Genomic DNA, 18,473 nt, shown 5'->3' on the forward strand with positions numbered 1-18,473 from the left:
TAATCCTATTCTCCGTATATATTTAAAGAGAATCCTTCATCTAAAGCTTTTTTAGCATATTCTTTTGCACCAAATAGAGATAAATCTCTGTAGTTTCCGCATTCTACTGCTGTTGCAGCTGGTATTTCATCTGTAGTTAATACCATTTCAAGAGCTTTTTCTAAACCTTCTTTAACGTATGCAGGTTCAACATCTCCCCACATTATTAGATAATAACCAGTTCTGCATCCCATTGGAGATAAGTCTATTATATCGTCCATAGTTTCTCTTAAATATGTAGCTAAAAGATGTTCTAATCCATGAAGTGCAGCTGTACCAAATGCTTCCACATTAGGCTGTAAAAATCTTAAGTCAAATTTTGTAACTTTGTCTCCGTTTTTACCGTCTAATACGCAACATTTTCTAACATAAGGTGCTTTAACTTTTGTGTGATCTAGTTTGAAGCTTTCTACTTTTTCCATTTCCTAATCCTCCTAAAAAATTTATCTTACAATTAAAAAGCTCTTCTTATCAAATCGACAAGAAGAGCAATCTTTTCATTCTATCTTATCGATGTCAGCAGGACCACCTTTAAATTTAGGTTGGTATCGGGATACGAGCTGACCCTCTGCCCCGATTCTTGATAAGTTTATTAAACTGATTTTTATTATATATTATATCCACTAAAATGTAAAGCAAGTTACATTTCTATTTTATATCTCATTTGTGTTTATCACTTATATTCCAAATTTGAATAAATTATATTTAATTAACTTCGATTCTATGGTATATTTAACTAGCTATATTAAAAAATCGATACGAGGAATGTGATATAAAATGGAAAAAGGAAAATTAGAAAGTTACAATATAGTATTTGCTGGATTTATGGGAGTCGGAAAGACAACTGTATCTTCACATCTTGCAAAATTGTTAAATAGAGAAGTAATTGAAACTGATACATATATAGTAGAAAAAGCTAATATGGATATTCCTTCTATTTTTGATAAATTTGGAGAAAACTACTTCAGAGATTTAGAATCTGAGGCAGTTGCAGAAATTTCTAAAAAACGTGGGGTTATTATATCTTGCGGTGGTGGAGCCGTTATTAGAGAAAAAAATGTTTTAGAATTAAAGGAAAGTGGTATAATAATCAGATTGACGGCTACTCCAAATACAGTACTTGAGAGGGTAAAAAATTCAAAAGAAAGACCTATTCTAAATGGACATATGAACACTGAATTTATCTCAACTTTAATGAAAAAAAGAGACTCTTTCTACTCAAATGCAGCTGATATAACAATATCTACTGACGGAAAAACTGTAGATGAAGTTGCAAAAGAATGTATAGAAAAATCTGTATCATTTATAGAAAGTAAATAATTTTTAGTACAAATCATAAATTAAATTTTAAATAAGAGGACGGTGAAATAATGGCAAAAAATACATTACAAAATCTTTTAAGTAAATCAAGAAAAGCAATTCAGGACTTTAATCTTATACAGGATGGAGATAAGATAGCTATTGGATTATCAGGTGGTAAGGACAGTATGGCACTTCTTCATGTACTTAGTACATATAGAAGATTTTCTCCAGAAAAATTTGAACTAATGGCAATCTGCCTTCAGATGGGTGGCGCTGATAACTCATCACTTCACGAGTTATGTAAGGAATTAGACGTAGAATTCCACGAAATTCCTACAGATATAAAAGAAGTAGTTTTCGATGTTAGACAGGAAAAAAATCCATGCTCTCTTTGTGCAAAGATGAGAAGAGGTGCATTAAATGACTATGCAGTAAAATTTGGCTGCAACAAAGTCGCTCTTGGTCATCATAAAGACGATGCCCTTGAAACATTCCTTATGTCTATGTTCTATGAAGGTAGAGTGAGTACATTCTCTCCAAAATCATACTTAGATAGAACAGGGCTTACAGTTATCAGACCAATGGTATATGTTGAGGAGTATTTAATCAAGAAAACTGCTGAAGAGATGGATTTCAAGATAGTCAAGAATCCTTGCCCAGCAGATGGTAATACTAAAAGACAGTATATAAAAGAGCTTATAGCTAGACTTCAGGATGAAATGCCTGACTTTAAAAAGAATATGTTTATAGCAATGAACAATCCAGAACAGTGTTTCTTATGGGATAAAGAGAAACTAAAAGATGTTCATTTCAGTCGTTAATTATGTAAATATATACAAATAATTAAAAAGGACTTTTTATAATTTCAAGAAGAGAGGCGAAGAAAATACCTTTTACTCCAGGCTTCGACGATTTTTCTATCTAATTCGAACTCCGTTCGAATCTATTGAAAAAATCGTCTGTAGATTGTCGTATCAAGGTATTTTTCTCCGCCTCTTTTTCATTTTTTAATATTGAAAAGTCCTTTTATTAATTATTTGTATATATTTCCGTATATTATCTGACTAAAATACTATTCTATTCTTTCTATAGTAACCCCGCCTTTTTCTTTTGGGTTATTCATTTTTATTAGGTATCTTCCTTCTGCGCCGTTTACTACTTTGTTAGATATTTTTATTTCTTTAGCTTCATCTCTGTTTCCATTTTTGTATACTATTACTTTTGTGTCTTCCCCATTCTTTATTATCATTTCAGCCTGATCATTTTTTTCTAGTTCCATTATTCCCATTGCTTTTTCTACAATTTTTACTGCAGCTTTAGGCATATTTTCTTCACTAAATACAACATAACCATCTGAAACAGTTTCTTCTTCTCGTTTTATTCTTTCTACTGTAACTTCTCCTACAGCTTTTTCTCCTTCTACAGTAACCTCATATATTCCATCTTCCGGTGCTTTAATTTCAAAATATGATGTCCGTAAATTTTCCCCTTCGTATAAAGGTTCTCCATCATCTTTTTTTACTATATCCATATTCAAAGTTCCACCATCATTTACAACATCTACTTCCAAATAATCTCCTTCTTTTAACTTCAAATCCTGAGAGTCAGATCCGTTGAACATTTCATACTCTAAAATAAACTCTGAGTCATTTCCTGTTCTTTCACCATCGAACTTTACATTACTTTTACAAGCTGTAGCTGAAAATGCTGTTGCTATAATTAGTCCTGATATAAGTATTTTTCTCATATTTAAATCCTCCACAAAAGAATAATTTATTATCTTGTAATTTAGTGCTTCTTCTTACTTTATATGATAATGCCTAATATCCTTATTTTCAATTAAGTTAATCTTAACTATCTCTTAATTTTTTCTAAAGTTTTTTATTTTAATAACTAAATTATTAATATAGTTTATATATAAAAAAGCAAGAGCAATAGCCAAATAATAGGTTATTCTCTTGCTTTTATTTTTTATTCAGTTCTCTCAATAGATTCTACAATAGAGATATTTCTCATCTCAACAAAAGGCAGATAAGAAACCAATGCTCCCAATCCAACGTTCATTAAAAATACTCCTGCAAATGTAATTGGATTGACCAAGAATTTTGGCGAAATCAAGAATTCTGCCATAGGACTATATATTCCCCAACATACTATCAGTGCAACAATTACTGAAATCACACCAGAATACAATCCATACATCAATCCTTCAGATAACACAATTTTTCTAAACATCTTATTATCTGCACCAACAGCTCTGATTATTCCAAACTCGGCTCTTCTTGAAACCATGCTATATTTGATATTATTCACTATATTTATAATACTGATTAAGAATAATATCCCTATAATCGCATTAATAAACATTTGCTTATTTTCTTCCATAGCAGCTAGTGTCATTCTTTCCTCAGTTAAATCTGCAAACACATTTCCACTAGTTCTATTCGCTATAGTCAAGATTTGTTTTGCTACCTTTTCTCTATTTGCATTGTCATTCATTTCTATATTTACAATCTGAGCATTTTTATACCCAGAAAATTTTTCAAACTGCTTATTTGATAAAACTAGATTTACAGAACGGTCATCCACATAATAGTCAGAGTAATCCACAAGTTCGTTTACAATACCCACAATTTTAAACTCTTTTGTAATATATTTCCCACCTGTGTCAGTCATTTTTAAATATTCCTCGCTAGAAATACCATCTTCTCTAAAAGTAACCTTCAATTTATCCCCAATATCTACACCTACTGTGTATTTGCCGTTGTTCTTTGGAACCATTGCAATAGCTACTTCTTCATTGTTCATCTCTTTCAAATCTACATTTCCTTTAGCCAAATGTTTATCTAATTTTTTAAGGAGAGTATCATTATATCCATATACTCCAGATTTTAAAATCTTATCCCCATTTCCACAATCTACTAACAATCCACCTAAAACATTTTTAGTATAAGTACCTTCATTTTCCTTTTTAAAATATTCTTTATCTAAAATCTGATTCTCTTTTAAAAACATCCTAGCATACAGACTTCTTATTTCATCTACATTTTCAACACCATTTATACTTCTAATATCCTCTATATCCTTAATCGAATATCCTGCATACATAGGTTTTGTTATAATCATACTTATCTTAAAATCTGTATTCACCCTTGATACCTCTTCTAGCTTCTTCTGCTGATCTTTCATCAAATCTGAGTAGAATGAAGAAGCTAAAAACATCACACTTCCAAGACACATAGAAATCAGCGTAATTGCAAACCCACTCTTGTTTCTAAGTACATTTTTCATAGCCATCTTTATCTCAATTGGGATAATTTTACTATAAGAAAGGCTATTATTTTTTCTTTTTCTAATCATCTTTTGATTTCTTTTCTTATCCACAAAAGTTTTTATATTTCCTCTAATCTCATCAATTGGGGAAATTCTCTTTATTTTCCAAGCCAAAAGAACTACTATAAATACAATTATCAACAGAGATACAACACTTGCAAATCCGATTATTTCAATAGGTACGCTAATTGTCGACAATTCCACAGCCATTTCGGTAAATACATTTCCCGAAACCTTTTTAAGCAATACCGCTACTAAATATCCAACAGCTACACCTATTGGAAGGGAAACTAGCCAAATTAAAAGAAGCTCTGTCAAAAGTAGTTTGACTATATCTGATAATTTTCCACCTATTGCTCTAATCAACCCATACTCAGAAATTCTCTGTATTATAGATATGTTGAATACCCCATAGACAACTATTGCAAGTACAATAGCTGCTGCAATTGCCGAATAGATTAAGTTGTAATCAATTTCTTCAAGCTGACCCATTGCATCTAATAACATCCTATTTACACTAATTCCCTCATCATCAAGACTTAAATCCTCAGAAATTTTATAAATATTTTCTACAATATTTTTATCATCCTTAAATCTCACATAAGCATCTGTTTTTTCATTGCTCTTTTTCAAATCTCGATTTAGAAAAATCTCCATAATACCTGACGACTTAGCACTAACTCTATCACTCAAAATTCCAGATACTACAAAAGTTTCCTTTTTCTTTCTTCCATATAAATCTATTGTTATCTTTTGACCTATTTCAGGCTTTACACCTAAATTATCCAAAACCCACTTCTCGATAACTACTTCATTTGCCTTTTTAGGAAAATTACCTTTTACAAGCTCTGTATTTTGAAGTTCTAACAATTCTCTATTTACGCTTGCAATATTCGTCAAATCATCGCTCTCAGGAGTAGATGAGTCGTAATATGTTATTAGCCCAAGCTTTCCTATATTATCTTTTGGATTATCACCTGTTCCATCATTTTTCATATTTTCAATATCGTCAACTTGATTATCGTTTAAGTCATTATACCTAACAAAATGACTTCCCAGTTCGTATTCAGTCTGTTTGATGTTTTGTTCCTTTGCACTAAACGAAAGAGATCCCACTCCAACAATAAGTGCTATCCCAAGAACAATGCCTATCCCTATAGAAATAGACCTATTTTTATATTTTTTAATATAAGATTTCCCTGCCTTAAAATACCACATAAAAAAACCACCTTTCTTCAGATTATTTATTGTCTTTCAATTTCCTTTACTCAAATAATTTAAAGTCATTTCTTACCCTTAAATTATCATCTAAGAAATTTTTAAACAATATAATCTGTTTGAATGGTGGTTTTTACTGTCTAAACAGCAATCGGTATCATAATTCTTACCTTAAAGCTGCTTTCATCGTAATCTATTTTCATATCTCCGTTGTATTTCTCTACACAACTTCTTACATTGTCTATCCCTATTCCATGAATAGACTTATCTTTTTTACTAGTCAAAATCTTACTTCCGTCTTTTTTAATCTCATTTTCCTTTGAATTTTCTACAATTAAAAGGCTAAAATTATTTACTATACTATTGCTGATTTTTATATATCTATCGCTATGTTCCACGTGTAAACACGCCTCTATTGCATTATCTAAAAGATTTGATAAAATCGTACAAAAATCCGCCATATCTAAAAAATCATACCTAGAAAAATCTACCTTGCACTCAAAGTTTATACCATACTCATCACACATACTCTTTTTATTCTTTAATATTGAATCCGATATTATATGACCTGTATTAAACTCATTTCTTACAGATTCATATTTTTTTAAACTACCCTCTATTTTTTGTATATACTCACCTGCTAGTTCAGAGTTCCCAGATTTATATAGCTCATCTATACAAATTATGTGATTTTTTATATCGTGGTACATTTCCCTAACTTTTTGATTTTCTCTACTCGATGCTATGTAGTTCTTTACTTCTTTATCTACACTTTCTCTAAGTATTTTATTTTCATTTTTTATCTTATAGTCTTTAATAATCCTATTTACTGTTAAAATAATACATATATTAGATAATAGAACTAGAAATGTTGTAATTATACCATATTCAACCGAATTACCTATATCAAGCATAATCATTGAAATCATCTTAAAAATTCCTATTATAACTAAAATATTCAATACAAACATCATAATTATAGATAATCTTATTTTTTCTTTGTTTTTCTTGCTATTTAAAATATACAAGTATATTACTACAAAGAAAATTGTTATTATAACTGAGAGAATCCTTGCTTCAAAATATGGATATATTGCATCATTTCCTATGATAACTATTCCGTTGTGCACCAATTTATTCATATCTTCAACTATAAAATCTATTAAATTTTTTATAATTAATTCTACAATCATAAAATAAGATATTACTTTTGCAGCTATTTTTTCTTTTGAACTAGAATAATTTAAAAAAGCATATATCATATATGTTATTGATTTTAATAAAAATCTATTATCAGCCGTAATCTCCTCATGTAAAATCAGATAAGTAATAAATGTTATCGCAAAAAAACTAACCCAAGAAAAAACTTTCGATTTATTTCTACTTTCACAAAAATCCATTGTAATTTTTAAAATCAAATAGTAAACTATAAAATCAGCAAAATTAAATACTATCCAAAAGATATTTTCTATCATGCTCACCTCCCAAAGAAAACTTTATGTTTTTTATAAATTTATCCTTTTTTATTATTTCATTACTTTTTCTATATAATCCATTACTCTTTCTTTCAACTCTTTTGTCTTATCTCTGCTGATCATTACCTCATTTCCAGCAACTATCGCAGTTTTTCCTTTTATGCTCTCAATCCTAGAAATATTTACAATATATCCTCTATGTACCCTAAAGAACATCTCTCTATCTAGTTTTTCCTCCATACTTCCTATACTTTCATACACTCTGTACACATTTTTTTCTGTATGTACAAGAAGGTTTCTCCCATAAGTTTCTACAAAAAGTATACTCTCTGTAGGAACAACCACTGTCTTAGCAGTATTCAAATCATTTATGATTATGCTGCTTTCTTTATTATCCTCAATTTCCTCCAAGCATTTACAAAAATGTTTACAAAAATCTTCATATCCTATTGGTTTTAGCAAATATCTAAATGCCTTAACCTCGTATCCATCAGCCAAAAAATCGGGAACTGCTGTGATAAATATTATCTGCAACTTTTTGTTCCACTCCCTAATTTTTCTAGCTACATCCATTCCATTCATACCATCCATTTGAATATCTAAAAGAACTATATCCAAATTTTCTCTGTAGCTTTCATCTTTTTCAAATCTCTCTAAAAAACTCTCTCCATTCTCAAATTCTTCTATATTATACTTTTTTTGTTCTAAGAATTTTTCGAGAAACTCCTTTAATTTATCTCTATATATTTTTTCGTCTTCACAAATTGCTATCGAAATCATTTCTATTCCTCAATTCTTCATAGTCTGTTTAATATAATAATATAATAAACAAAACTATCTTGCAAAACATATAAAAATTTAAAGTTAATTTACGCTATAATTTCTTTAAGTAACCTATTATTCAAAATAATAATAAATATGTATACTTAAAAATTATAGAAAAAGTTGCATATTTTTATACTTTTGTTATACTGAATTAAACCAATGGTTTTATATATCTTAGGAAATTTTAATATTCGAGGTGATTATTATGACTAAAGATTCTAAGAATTTCAAATCGTTGTTTTTAAACATTTATGCTGCTATTTTCCCAGTAATTATACTTTTCTTCTCATTCCTTTCTAAGAATGCGTTGGTAAAATATCAGCAAATGGAAGGTAATTCTTATATTTTCGTTGGGTTAGGGTACATGCTTTTCTTAATAGTATTTGTACTAGTTCTAACTACATTTAACAAGGATGTCAGTTTTATATCTGTAATAATAGGCATTCTTTTATCAGTTTTCTTTGCTACACCAAAATTCTTACCTGTGTCTGTTATTAACCTATTTTATTCTAATATTTTCTTAGTGTTTAATAATATGATTGTAGCAATAGGAATGTATATAGCATATTTTGTAAGTAAAAAAAGAAAATCTATATAGTATATTAATAAGATAATTTACATACAAAAGGACTTTCATTTAAACAACTTGTTTATCCGAAAGTCCTTTTACTTTTTATATTTTTACAGAATAAAAATAATCCCATCTTTGTAATTCTATATTTTTTCCTTTAAATCATTATGCCAACTATATTTAATATATCCATCATTCTGCAGTCTTCCAACCACTATTCCACTAGCTATTCCTATTTTATGTGAAAACCCTTCAATTGCATTTTTACTAAAGTTTCCAGATTTTATAAATAAATCGTAATCATCTTTAGGAATCAATATATCTCTTGCAAAGTCATCCGCTTCCTTTTCATCTTCTTCTGTTGTTCCATTAGTATTATTAATGTGACCTTTTATTATATGCCCCAATTCATGAAAAAGGCTGAACCAAAATATATCTGCATCCTTTCCTCTAGCTGTCATACCTATTATTATTTTTCTTTCATCGTAAAAAGTTGCTCCTTGTAAAAACGATCCCATTAAGTTGGGTAGTATAACTAAAGCTATTCCACATTTACTAAGAACATCTGTAAGAATTTCGCTAGCTTCAGTTGTTTTTTTCAATGTCAAATTCCTTATTTCTTCTATGCTATTTTCTAATTGCTTTATATTTATTGCCTCTATACTTCTATCCCTTGCTTTTATTTTTGCCTTTTGTGCCATAGCTAAAAGACAATAGTCACTCTTTTGAGTTATAGCTGTTCTTCTACATGCTATTTTATTTAATTGTGGATTACTTAAAATAGCAAGATTAGCAACTTCAAAATATTTTCTAAGTTCTATCACTTTTTCTGATTTTTCATCAACTTTTTCTATCCATCCATTCTTTACCATCTCATTATATGGAATTTTTTTAAGTATTTCAAAATCATTATCCATTTGATTTTCTTCTTTTATTTTTTCTATATCTTCTCTATATATTGCTTCAAGATTGTTCCAAAATCTAGCTGGGATCCCTAAAACCATTTCCAATCTCATTGCAACTTCTGGTGTTAGCTTAACATTTCCTCGAATTAAATTACTTATATGTTTTTCAGACATTCCCATTCTAGCTGCAAATTCCTTTTGACTAAGCTCTCTATCTTCTAGCTGTTCTTTAATTGTTGCACCTGGTGGTATAGCTATTGTAGTTTTACTCTTTATTAACATCAAAATTACCTCCCCCATAACAAAATTTAATGATAATCTACTATCTCTTTTATACTTGCTATTTGAATTTCCTCGCCATTCTTCTCAAAAATAAGCCTATATGGATGAACTAAATCAAGCGCATATTCATTCTTTCTATTTCCTTTTAATTTATGACATCTTCCTATTCTATACATAATCATCATTTCAACTGTATCAATTGATTTTAATTCTTTTATTCTTTGGTGTATTGTGATTGCCATTTTATTTCCATGCTTTTTTATCGCATAATCAAAATTTGTACAAATTTTCTCTATCCCTTTATTCTTATATTCTACTTTCAATACATCACCTCATTTTGACTTTATTGATGTATTTTATATAGTTATTTTCAAGTCAATAATAACATAGTTATAATTAACCTACAAGGTTAATTTTGTAATATTTAACAACTATAAATTACATCTTCAATAATATTATTTCTAAATATCTCTAGCATTATTCAAAATAATATCATTAAAGAATTTTTCATTATCCATGTTTTTCCATAAAAAAAGAGGTACCTCATAGTTTGAGATACCTAATTATTATTTATTTAATTATCTAGTAGCAAATTTTTCAGCTATTTTAACAACTAACTGAGAAGCTTTTACCATTGAGCTAACTACTAATAATTCGTTTTTACTGTGGAAGTTTAATCCACCACCGAATAAGTTAGGGCATGGTAATCCCATTTTAGATAATTTAGATCCATCAGTACCACCTCTTATAGGTATAACTACTGGTTCTACATCTAATTCTTTCATAGCTTCTGTAGCTATGTCAACTATATGCATAACTGGTTCTATTTCATCTCTCATGTTGTAGTACTGGTCATGTATTTCTACTGATACTCTACCATCGTATTTTTCAGTTATTTCAGCTATCTGTTTAGCGAAGAATTCTTTTCTTGCTTCGAATTTAGCTTTGTCATGGTCTCTTATTAAGTATATCATTTTAGCTCCATCAACATTTCCGCTTAATTCATTTAAGTGATAGAATCCTTCATATCCTTCAGTAGTTTCTGGTCTCTCATCTTCTGGGAATAATTCCATAACTTTTCCTGCTATGTATAAAGCATTAACCATTTTGTTTTTAGCTGATCCTGGATGAACGTTTTTACCTTTTATAGATACAGTTGCTAAAGCTGCACTGAATGTTTCGAAGTTTAATTCACCTTCTGCTCCACCATCTAATGTATAAGCGTATTTAGCACCGAATTTTTCAACGTCGAATTTATCTGCACCAGTTCCTATTTCTTCGTCTGGAGTGAATCCAACTTTTATTTCACCGTGTTTTATTTCTGGATGGTTTACTAAGTATTCCATAGCTGTCATTATTGCTGCTATACCAGCTTTGTCATCCCCACCTAGTAATGTAGTACCATCAGTAACTATTATTTCTTCTCCTACAAATCTTTTTAATTCTGGAGTGTCTTCTACAGTAGTAACTACTCCTAGTTCTTCATTTAAAACTATATCATTTCCATCGTAGTTTTCTATTATTCTAGGGTTTACGTTTGTTCCTGAAACGTCTTCATTAGTATCCATGTGAGCTATGAATCCTATTGTGTCAACACCTTCAGTATTTGCTGGTAATGTAGCCATTAGGTAGCAATGTTCGTCTAAAGAAACATCCTGTAATCCTATTTCTTTTAATTCTGCTTCTAATACTCTAGCTAAATCGAACTGTTTTTCAGTTGATGGACAAGTAGTACTTGATGAATCTGAAGTAGTATCGATTTTAACGTATCTTAATAATCTTTCTAAAACTTTTTCTTTCATAATTTTACACCTTCCGTTAAAAAAATATAAATTTAAGGTTCGCAGATTATCTGTAGAAAACCTTTCTCCTTTAGTATAACAATAAATTCTTAGAAACTCAAACAAAAAAGCTGTTTTTTCCGAAAATTTTTATTATTTTTTTAAGTTTATCATTTCGATTTACTTTTTATTTTTGAAATAATATACATAATTATTAATGATATTAAAAAGAATATTGTATTCATAGTAGATGTAGCAGTCGTCATACTCAAATTATAGTTCTTAAATAAACTCACTAGTGGAGATAACATGAATGTTAAAAAATCCCATAATATATGCACTATTAAAGGAAATATAAAATTTTTTGTCTTTATATAAATAAGACAATACGATATTGATAATATAAATACAGATACCATTCTTGCTATAGAATATCCATGATATAACATAAATAGAATAGAGGATCCAAATATAAATAAATATATATCTTTTTTATTGGATTCATCCTTAACAATATATTTAAAAGTCAAAAATCTGAAAAAAAGTTCTTCTATAAAAATAACAAGAACTACTGAAAATATATACAATAATCCCATATTATCAGTACTAACTTGTGTACTACTTGATAATATATCATTTATAGTGATTGCTTTATCTTTTGCTATAATAAATTCTGCTTGATAAACAATAGTAGATAGTGCAGCTGATAAAAATGATATTATTAAAGCAAAATATATGTTATCAAAAATATTATATTTTATTGTTTTTAAATCAATTTTAATTTCATTATAATCTACTTTCAATATAAACTTACCAGACAATATAATTAATAAACTAAAAATAATACTTCTAATAAATATATTTTGATGCCTATTTAAAATATAAAAAGTTGATAACGATGATATCATAACAGAAGATATCAAAATTAAACCAAGTACTAAAATTTCTTTTATCTTATAAAAATATTTAGTATTCATAATTACCCCCCTATAATACCTCTTTTAAAAAATAGATATACTTATTCATCAAAATCTTTGAAAAATATTATAAACAACGCCCAAATGAATAGTATTAACAACATACTTATCGCACTAAAAATTAATCCCATTTGTTCTGGATTTAAAAATATACCGTTCTTTACTATACTCTGTGGGATAAAATAAATTAACCCAGAAATAACTACTAAAACAACTACCTTAAACTGATTGATTTTGCCCATATAAATCTCTCCTTTTGAATAATATTCACTATTATTTACATACTATTCTAAACAAAAAAAAATAAATTTCAATATATTTTAAATATTTGTAATTGTTCTGTAATCGTTTCTATATAATTTACAATATCATTACAATCCCTCTAAAATACTTACATTAAAACAAAAAAAATATATAATATAGAAAACAATATTTATACTCTAAAAGGAGTGATTATTATGAAAAAATTTCTATCAATCTTACTAATAATCCTACTTATATTTTCATTAGTTGCATGCTCAAAACAAAACGAAGAACTATCAAAATGGGATTGCTCAGTAGCATGTGCAGAGGAATCCACTGAAAACAACTATGTAGTTACATACAGCGACGAAAAAATTGTATCAAAAACAGGATTATTAACTATCCAAAACAGAAACGACTTTGACATAGCGGTTTCACTACATCAAACTTCTGGTGAAGAAGAAGAAAAAACTGTAGAAATAAAAGCTAACGGAGTAACAATATTACACAACATAGAAATAAACAAAGAATACACACTTGGCTGCCACGCTGACGTAAAAGAGAACACAGAAATAAAAATAATGGTATACGACGGAGAAAAGTCCGAGCCATATAAATAGTAATCATACAGGAGATGTCTAATGTTTATGACATCTCCTTTTTTAATTTGTTGGTATAATTATTATTTCGGTAAAAAGCAAAAGATATAACTACTATTCTAGCGACACTTGGAGACGCATACCTTCGGTGTTTTTAGACATGCGTCGGAACCGTGGAGCAGATAGTAGTTATACTTTTGCTTTTGCTAAATACTAACTATATCAACATTAAAAAAGGATGCCATAAAAATCTGACATCCCTAAATATTATTCTTCAATTTATTTTAAGAAACAATTTAATATCTGCTGTTCTGCTTCCTCTTCAGTTAGACCTAGAGTCATTAATTTTAATATCTGATCTCCAGCTATTTTACCTATTGCAGCTTCGTGAACTAACATAGCATCTGGATGCTCTGCAGATATCTCTGGTATTGAACTTATCTTAGCATTTCCCATAAGTATTGAGTCACACTGAACATGTGCTGAACACTGGTTTTCACCTATTACTCTTGGGTTAAATACCTGAACAGAATTATCCTGACCAACAGTACGAGATATAACCTGAGCTGAAGAATCTTCTCCCTGAAGAACAACTTCCATATTAGATTCTGCAAACTGGTCGTCATGAGTTAACAATCTTTCAAGAACAACTATTTTTGCATTTTTACCTAAAGTTGCTTCAAGGTCTCTCTTAGTAGAGTCAACTCCTCTTATCTGAACTGTTTCCATTTCGCAGTATGAATCTTCTTCCATTTCAACTATTGTTACAGGATTTAATATTCTCTTTCCTCCGCCTTCAGTTCCTTCTCCATAGTGTTTTTCAGTGTATTTTAATTTTGCTCCTTTTTTAAGAACAAATCTATGTATACCATCATGCTGACTATCATCACAACCACAGTTGTGTATACCACAACCAGCTATTATAGTAACTTCTGCATTTTCGCCTATTATAAAGTCGTTGTATACTTTATCGCTAAATCCAGACTGAGTAACTATTACTGGTATATGAACATCCTCTGGTTTAGAATTTGGTTTTACTATTATATCTATACCTGGTTTATCTGTTTTAGGTATTATATCTACGTCTTTAGTAGATCTTCTTTCTATACCTTCTCCATTTTTTCTTATATTAAATGCCCCAAGAATTGGATTACCCATTCTCATATCGGCAACTTCTTTTAATAAGTCTAAATCCACTCTATCCATTGTAAACCGCCTTTCCCTGTATTTCACATACAGTTCCATTTACCTGGTTTAATATTTCAGGTAATATCTCATCTTTACTTCCACTAGTTTTTATTTTTCCATCTTCTAATACTATTATCTGGTCAGCAAGTTCTAGTATTCTTTCCTGATGAGATATTATTATTATAGTCTGGTCTTTTTCTTCATGCATTTTCTGGAAGCTTTCATTTAATTTACCAAAGCTCCATAAATCTATCCCAGCTTCTGGCTCGTCAAATATAGATACTTTTAAATCTCTTGCAAATAAAGTAGCTATTTCTATTCTCTTCATTTCCCCACCAGATAAAGAGTTATCAACTTCTCTAGTTAGGTATTCTTTTGAACATAGACCAACTGCTGCTAAGTACTGGCAACAATCTTCTTTTGGAAGATCTCCACCATGAGCTAATTTTAATAAATCTTCTACAGTCATACCCTTTATTCTAGGTGGCTGCTGGAATGCATATCCTATTCCCATTTTTGCTCTTTCTGTTATAGATTTTTCTGTTATATCTTCTCCATCTAAAAGTATCTGTCCTTTTGATGCTCCTGATATACCCATTATAACTTTGGCAAGACTTGACTTACCTCCACCATTTGGACCAGTTATAACATACAGTTTTCCTTTTTCAAAATTAATGCTTAAATCATCTATTATATTGCGTTCTTCATCATTTTCATCTACAACATTAAAGAACACATTCTTTAACTCTAGCATTCTCGTTCCTCCATTCATAAAATAAACCATCTATTTGGATAAGTTTTTAGTCTTTTTTTAAAAATAATTCTACATTATATATGTTATCAATATTATCTATTTTTATCAACAAAATAGAGTTCAAATAATCAAATTTTTCTTACTAAACATACTTTTTTCCTATATACGAAAAAACGGCTATCAATCAAATCTATAATTCGATAGATAACCGTATAATTTCTTTATTTTTTCTTCTTTTTTTTCTTACTCTTTTCTTGTTCTCTAATTCTTATAGCTTCTTTATCAGTTTTTGGAGCTCTTGCGGCTTCCTCTTTTTCTCTTTTCTTAACCTTATAATAGAAGTACCCTAAATCTCCCATAATAAGAGCTAAGTATACACACGTAAATATTATAGAGTTTTTATTTAATTCAAAATTATAGCTTTTGTAGAATATAAGAACATACACTGGTAGCGAGAATAAAATTCTCATTGCTGGATTCTCTCTCAAAATTTTTACCCCCTTAAAATCCTCTGAATATTTAAACTCTCCACTACATAGTATATAGCTTTTTTAACATAATATATAGTCCCTTTTTTCTTTATTATTTAATTCCAATTATTTTACTAATTTATTTAAATAAATTTCTAAGCTGTGAAGTTACTGTTGTATTAGAGCCTCCACCGACCTGTGAAATTTTTTCTACACTTTTCCCTAATAATGCTGATTTCTGTCCAGTAGATAGATTTTTTCCGGCTAATACTATTGGAGAGTTTTTCTTAGCAGCGAATGCACCTACTGATAATCCATCTATTAATTTATCCTGTCCTTCTGAACCATCTTTAACAACGAAAACATATTCAAAACTAGACTGATTGTAGAATTTATTAATTATTTCAGCGTTTGTTTCACTTCTATTTGCACCACTAACTCTTTCTGGGTTTTTTAGAGAAACTTCTACACCCTCTGGAACAGCTGCCTTCCCACCTATTATATAAGTTTTTTCTATTGCTGAGTCAGAAAGAATTTTTTCAGCACCTGGAGTTTCTCCTTTTTTATTAGATAGTATTATTGGTATATTTTTCTGTCCTGCTGCTGCACCAAAACTTATTGCGTCTGCAAGTCCACTTACACCATTTACAACAGCTACCTGGTCTATATCTGCTCCTTCTGATTTCATCTCATTTGCTATAGCTACACCAGTTGCATATCTATCGCTTCCTGATATTCTCTCAACAGAAATTCCCATACTTTCTATCTGTGACTGAACATTTTTAGATATTACAAATTCTCCACCGATTATATATACTTTTCCTACACCAAGTCTTTTTAATTCTTCCTTAGTAACATCTTTTAGACTATTTTTTTCTGTTAATAATACTGGTGCATCTTTGTATGCTGCGAGTGGTGTTGCAGCAAGTGCATCTACTATCGCACCACCATTAGAAATTATTGCAGTATTTGCACTGCTCCAACCTCTTTGACTTGTCTTAACTGCTGTTTCATATCTATTAGATCCTATTATATCATTTGGATTTAGATTTTCTTTTGTAACTGCTTTTATAGCAAAATTCATCTTACTACTATTTCCAGAGTTAATATCTACAAACTTGCCATCTACTAGCTTAAAGCTCTCTCCCTTATTAGCATTAGCTTTAAACCAACTTACATTTCCTGTATTTCCATCTGTAAGTATAGTCGCCATCTTATCATTTTGCATTTTTAATACTATTGCACCTTTTCCCGCTGGAACCTGTACAGAGTCTACAGGAACAGTAACATATCCTGTTTCATTTAATGTTCCAGATGCAAGTAATTTTAAGTTGCTATTCTGAGGAACTCCATTTTTAACTTGAGCATAGTATATTTCGTATTTACTTCCTAAAGTTGTATTTCCTATTGTTATACCTTCAATAGTTTCATTATTTCCGTTGAAGTTAAATACGTTTGCTATAACTATGTTTTTTCCTCCCATTTCAACATATCCACCTTTTTCAAGCTGGTATACTTTATTTCCTTTTTTAGCTACATTTTTTATTGAGTAATTATCACCTGCATGAAGAAGTGTTTTATCTTCATAAGATACCCAGAAATATCCTCCCTCTGAGTTATAATTTCCCCAGCTATTTTTAACTAGCCAAGCTCCATCGTGTTCAGGTTTAACTTTTCCTGTGAAATTATCTCTACTATAGCTATCATCCCAACCAACTACAGTAACAGCGTGGTTCTGACCTATATTGTAATCTACATAGTAGGCATTTTCATCCTTGCTTGTGTATTCAGAAAAGTTTCCATACCCAGATACTACGCCGCCGTATTTTGATATAGCATTTTTTATATCTGACTGATTATTTTTTATAAATATAGCGTCAGTTACATCGTAATCTATACCTTTTGCAGTATTCATATTTGAAGGTTTTGTGTCATGAGTATTATACTTTAATTCTGATTCAAGCTTTGGTCCGTCACCAGATGTAAAATATCCCATAGATAGAAGATTTGAAGTACCTTCCTGATCTCCAACATTCCATCCATTTGTTCCGCCTTTTGCCCACCATCTCATATGTTCTTCTGATAAATCAGTTTGTCCATATCCGTTTGTGGCAAGATAAGACTCCATCCCTGCAATTCCTGCAAATGCCCAGCAAACCCCTAGATTTTCTTGGTCTTTAACTGCAGTATCTTTTCCTAATTGTCTAGGATCGTAACCTTTTGGAAGATATCTACTTTTTCTAGCTGCATTCCCAGAAACACGAGTTCCATCTACATCAAACGGCATCGGAACTCGCTCTGTATTATCTACTGTCCCATTCTCTGCATCTTCAATATATTCTTTAAACTCTTCGTTTGGCTCTATTTGATTTATAGAAGTGTCTTTGTCATTTATCTTCAATCCAGCATCAGCAAATGCCATCGGAGTAGCACTTATTGCTATTGCAGTTGCTGTAATTACTGACATGGCTTTTTTATTCATAATATCCATCTCCTCCCATATATCTTAAA

At 29.9% G+C, this 18,473-nt stretch carries 18 protein-coding genes; 4 read left to right on the plus strand and 14 right to left on the minus strand.

Annotated features, from left to right (window positions below; genetic code table 11):
* Positions 1-5: 5 nt before the first annotated feature.
* A complete protein-coding gene (locus DWX74_RS07555; protein ID WP_006441043.1) occupies positions 6-461 on the minus strand; it encodes an S-ribosylhomocysteine lyase in 456 nt (151 codons plus the stop codon).
* Between the two features lie 355 nt (positions 462-816).
* On the opposite strand from DWX74_RS07555, the gene DWX74_RS07560 reads away from it, so the two are divergent.
* Both DWX74_RS07560 and DWX74_RS07565 read left to right on the plus strand, forming a co-directional pair.
* A complete protein-coding gene (locus tag DWX74_RS07560; RefSeq protein WP_118549433.1) occupies positions 817-1,359 on the plus strand; it encodes a shikimate kinase in 543 nt (180 codons plus the stop codon).
* A gap of 50 nt (positions 1,360-1,409) precedes the next feature.
* A complete protein-coding gene (locus DWX74_RS07565; protein WP_006441041.1) occupies positions 1,410-2,162 on the plus strand; it encodes a tRNA 2-thiocytidine(32) synthetase TtcA in 753 nt (250 codons plus the stop codon).
* Between the two features lie 251 nt (positions 2,163-2,413).
* Here the strand turns inward: DWX74_RS07565 and DWX74_RS07570 are convergent, their stop codons facing one another.
* The 4 genes from DWX74_RS07570 to DWX74_RS07585 all read right to left on the minus strand — a co-directional run bounded on the left by DWX74_RS07570 (position 2,414) and on the right by DWX74_RS07585 (position 8,147).
* On the minus strand, positions 2,414-3,088 hold the full coding sequence (locus DWX74_RS07570; protein ID WP_118549434.1) for a PPC domain-containing protein: 675 nt from the start codon (positions 3,086-3,088) through the stop codon (positions 2,414-2,416).
* Positions 3,089-3,312: 224 nt separating this feature from the next.
* The gene (locus DWX74_RS07575) at positions 3,313-5,892 is read right to left on the minus strand and encodes an ABC transporter permease (RefSeq protein WP_118549435.1); all 2,580 of its coding nucleotides are present in this window, start codon (positions 5,890-5,892) and stop codon (positions 3,313-3,315) included.
* A gap of 140 nt (positions 5,893-6,032) precedes the next feature.
* On the minus strand, positions 6,033-7,367 hold the full coding sequence (locus tag DWX74_RS07580) for a sensor histidine kinase (RefSeq protein ID WP_118549436.1): 1,335 nt from the start codon (positions 7,365-7,367) through the stop codon (positions 6,033-6,035).
* Positions 7,368-7,418: 51 nt separating this feature from the next.
* Entirely contained in the window at positions 7,419-8,147 is a 729-nt protein-coding gene (locus DWX74_RS07585) for a LytR/AlgR family response regulator transcription factor (protein ID WP_118549437.1), read from the minus strand.
* 250 nt (positions 8,148-8,397) lie between these two features.
* On the opposite strand from DWX74_RS07585, the gene DWX74_RS07590 reads away from it, so the two are divergent.
* Positions 8,398-8,790, plus strand: coding sequence for a hypothetical protein (locus DWX74_RS07590; RefSeq protein ID WP_118549438.1), 393 nt, complete (start codon positions 8,398-8,400; stop codon positions 8,788-8,790).
* 116 nt (positions 8,791-8,906) lie between these two features.
* Here DWX74_RS07590 and DWX74_RS07595 read toward each other — a convergent pair whose 3' ends face one another.
* From DWX74_RS07595 to DWX74_RS07615, 5 genes are all read right to left on the minus strand, one after another.
* Entirely contained in the window at positions 8,907-9,950 is a 1,044-nt protein-coding gene (locus tag DWX74_RS07595) for a helix-turn-helix domain-containing protein (RefSeq protein ID WP_118549439.1), read from the minus strand.
* A 26-nt stretch (positions 9,951-9,976) separates the two neighbouring features.
* Positions 9,977-10,273 (minus strand): type II toxin-antitoxin system RelE/ParE family toxin, encoded by a 297-nt coding sequence (locus DWX74_RS07600; RefSeq protein WP_118549440.1) that lies wholly within the window; start codon positions 10,271-10,273, stop codon positions 9,977-9,979.
* 255 nt (positions 10,274-10,528) lie between these two features.
* Complete coding sequence (pepT, locus tag DWX74_RS07605) at positions 10,529-11,752, minus strand: peptidase T (protein ID WP_118549441.1); 1,224 nt, start codon at positions 11,750-11,752, stop codon at positions 10,529-10,531.
* A 149-nt stretch (positions 11,753-11,901) separates the two neighbouring features.
* Positions 11,902-12,708: a CPBP family intramembrane glutamic endopeptidase gene (locus tag DWX74_RS07610; RefSeq protein WP_118549442.1), complete on the minus strand. Its 807-nt coding sequence runs from the start codon at positions 12,706-12,708 to the stop codon at positions 11,902-11,904.
* Positions 12,709-12,749: 41 nt separating this feature from the next.
* Positions 12,750-12,950, minus strand: a complete 201-nt coding sequence (locus DWX74_RS07615) for a hypothetical protein (RefSeq protein WP_118549443.1) — start codon at positions 12,948-12,950, stop codon at positions 12,750-12,752.
* Positions 12,951-13,166: 216 nt separating this feature from the next.
* Between DWX74_RS07615 and DWX74_RS07620 the strand changes: the two genes are divergently transcribed.
* The gene (locus DWX74_RS07620) at positions 13,167-13,571 is read left to right on the plus strand and encodes a hypothetical protein (RefSeq protein ID WP_118549444.1); all 405 of its coding nucleotides are present in this window, start codon (positions 13,167-13,169) and stop codon (positions 13,569-13,571) included.
* Positions 13,572-13,829: 258 nt separating this feature from the next.
* Here the strand turns inward: DWX74_RS07620 and DWX74_RS07625 are convergent, their stop codons facing one another.
* The 4 genes from DWX74_RS07625 to DWX74_RS07640 form a co-directional block, all read right to left on the minus strand.
* The gene (locus DWX74_RS07625; protein WP_118549445.1) at positions 13,830-14,756 is read right to left on the minus strand and encodes a SufB/SufD family protein; all 927 of its coding nucleotides are present in this window, start codon (positions 14,754-14,756) and stop codon (positions 13,830-13,832) included.
* Complete coding sequence (locus DWX74_RS07630; protein ID WP_118549446.1) at positions 14,749-15,492, minus strand: ABC transporter ATP-binding protein; 744 nt, start codon at positions 15,490-15,492, stop codon at positions 14,749-14,751. The genes DWX74_RS07625 and DWX74_RS07630 overlap by 8 nt, the downstream gene beginning before the upstream one ends.
* 221 nt (positions 15,493-15,713) lie before the next feature.
* Complete coding sequence (locus DWX74_RS07635) at positions 15,714-15,980, minus strand: hypothetical protein (protein WP_118549447.1); 267 nt, start codon at positions 15,978-15,980, stop codon at positions 15,714-15,716.
* A 121-nt stretch (positions 15,981-16,101) separates the two neighbouring features.
* Complete coding sequence (locus tag DWX74_RS07640; RefSeq protein ID WP_158573248.1) at positions 16,102-18,444, minus strand: cell wall-binding repeat-containing protein; 2,343 nt, start codon at positions 18,442-18,444, stop codon at positions 16,102-16,104.
* Positions 18,445-18,473: the final 29 nt, after the last annotated feature.

Origin of the sequence: Peptoclostridium sp. AF21-18 (assembly GCF_003478825.1) — a bacterium.
Taxonomy (GTDB): Bacteria; Bacillota; Clostridia; order Peptostreptococcales; family Peptostreptococcaceae; genus Peptacetobacter.

What these genes read in the sequence shown, in the direction of transcription:
- DWX74_RS07555 (WP_006441043.1), bottom strand. Translation starts at nt 461, where the DNA reads ATGGAAAAAGTAGAAAGCTTCAAACTAGATCACACAAAAGTTAAAGCA.
- DWX74_RS07590 (WP_118549438.1), top strand. Translation starts at nt 8,398, where the DNA reads ATGACTAAAGATTCTAAGAATTTCAAATCGTTGTTTTTAAACATTTAT.
- DWX74_RS07580 (WP_118549436.1), bottom strand. Translation starts at nt 7,367, where the DNA reads ATGATAGAAAATATCTTTTGGATAGTATTTAATTTTGCTGATTTTATA.
- DWX74_RS07565 (WP_006441041.1), top strand. Translation starts at nt 1,410, where the DNA reads ATGGCAAAAAATACATTACAAAATCTTTTAAGTAAATCAAGAAAAGCA.
- DWX74_RS07560 (WP_118549433.1), top strand. Translation starts at nt 817, where the DNA reads ATGGAAAAAGGAAAATTAGAAAGTTACAATATAGTATTTGCTGGATTT.
- DWX74_RS07640 (WP_158573248.1), bottom strand. Translation starts at nt 18,444, where the DNA reads ATGAATAAAAAAGCCATGTCAGTAATTACAGCAACTGCAATAGCAATA.
- DWX74_RS07615 (WP_118549443.1), bottom strand. Translation starts at nt 12,950, where the DNA reads ATGGGCAAAATCAATCAGTTTAAGGTAGTTGTTTTAGTAGTTATTTCT.
- DWX74_RS07570 (WP_118549434.1), bottom strand. Translation starts at nt 3,088, where the DNA reads ATGAGAAAAATACTTATATCAGGACTAATTATAGCAACAGCATTTTCA.
- DWX74_RS07620 (WP_118549444.1), top strand. Translation starts at nt 13,167, where the DNA reads ATGAAAAAATTTCTATCAATCTTACTAATAATCCTACTTATATTTTCA.
- DWX74_RS07625 (WP_118549445.1), bottom strand. Translation starts at nt 14,756, where the DNA reads ATGGATAGAGTGGATTTAGACTTATTAAAAGAAGTTGCCGATATGAGA.
- DWX74_RS07595 (WP_118549439.1), bottom strand. Translation starts at nt 9,950, where the DNA reads ATGTTAATAAAGAGTAAAACTACAATAGCTATACCACCAGGTGCAACA.
- DWX74_RS07610 (WP_118549442.1), bottom strand. Translation starts at nt 12,708, where the DNA reads ATGAATACTAAATATTTTTATAAGATAAAAGAAATTTTAGTACTTGGT.
- DWX74_RS07585 (WP_118549437.1), bottom strand. Translation starts at nt 8,147, where the DNA reads ATGATTTCGATAGCAATTTGTGAAGACGAAAAAATATATAGAGATAAA.
- pepT (WP_118549441.1), bottom strand. Translation starts at nt 11,752, where the DNA reads ATGAAAGAAAAAGTTTTAGAAAGATTATTAAGATACGTTAAAATCGAT.
- DWX74_RS07630 (WP_118549446.1), bottom strand. Translation starts at nt 15,492, where the DNA reads ATGCTAGAGTTAAAGAATGTGTTCTTTAATGTTGTAGATGAAAATGAT.
- DWX74_RS07575 (WP_118549435.1), bottom strand. Translation starts at nt 5,892, where the DNA reads ATGTGGTATTTTAAGGCAGGGAAATCTTATATTAAAAAATATAAAAAT.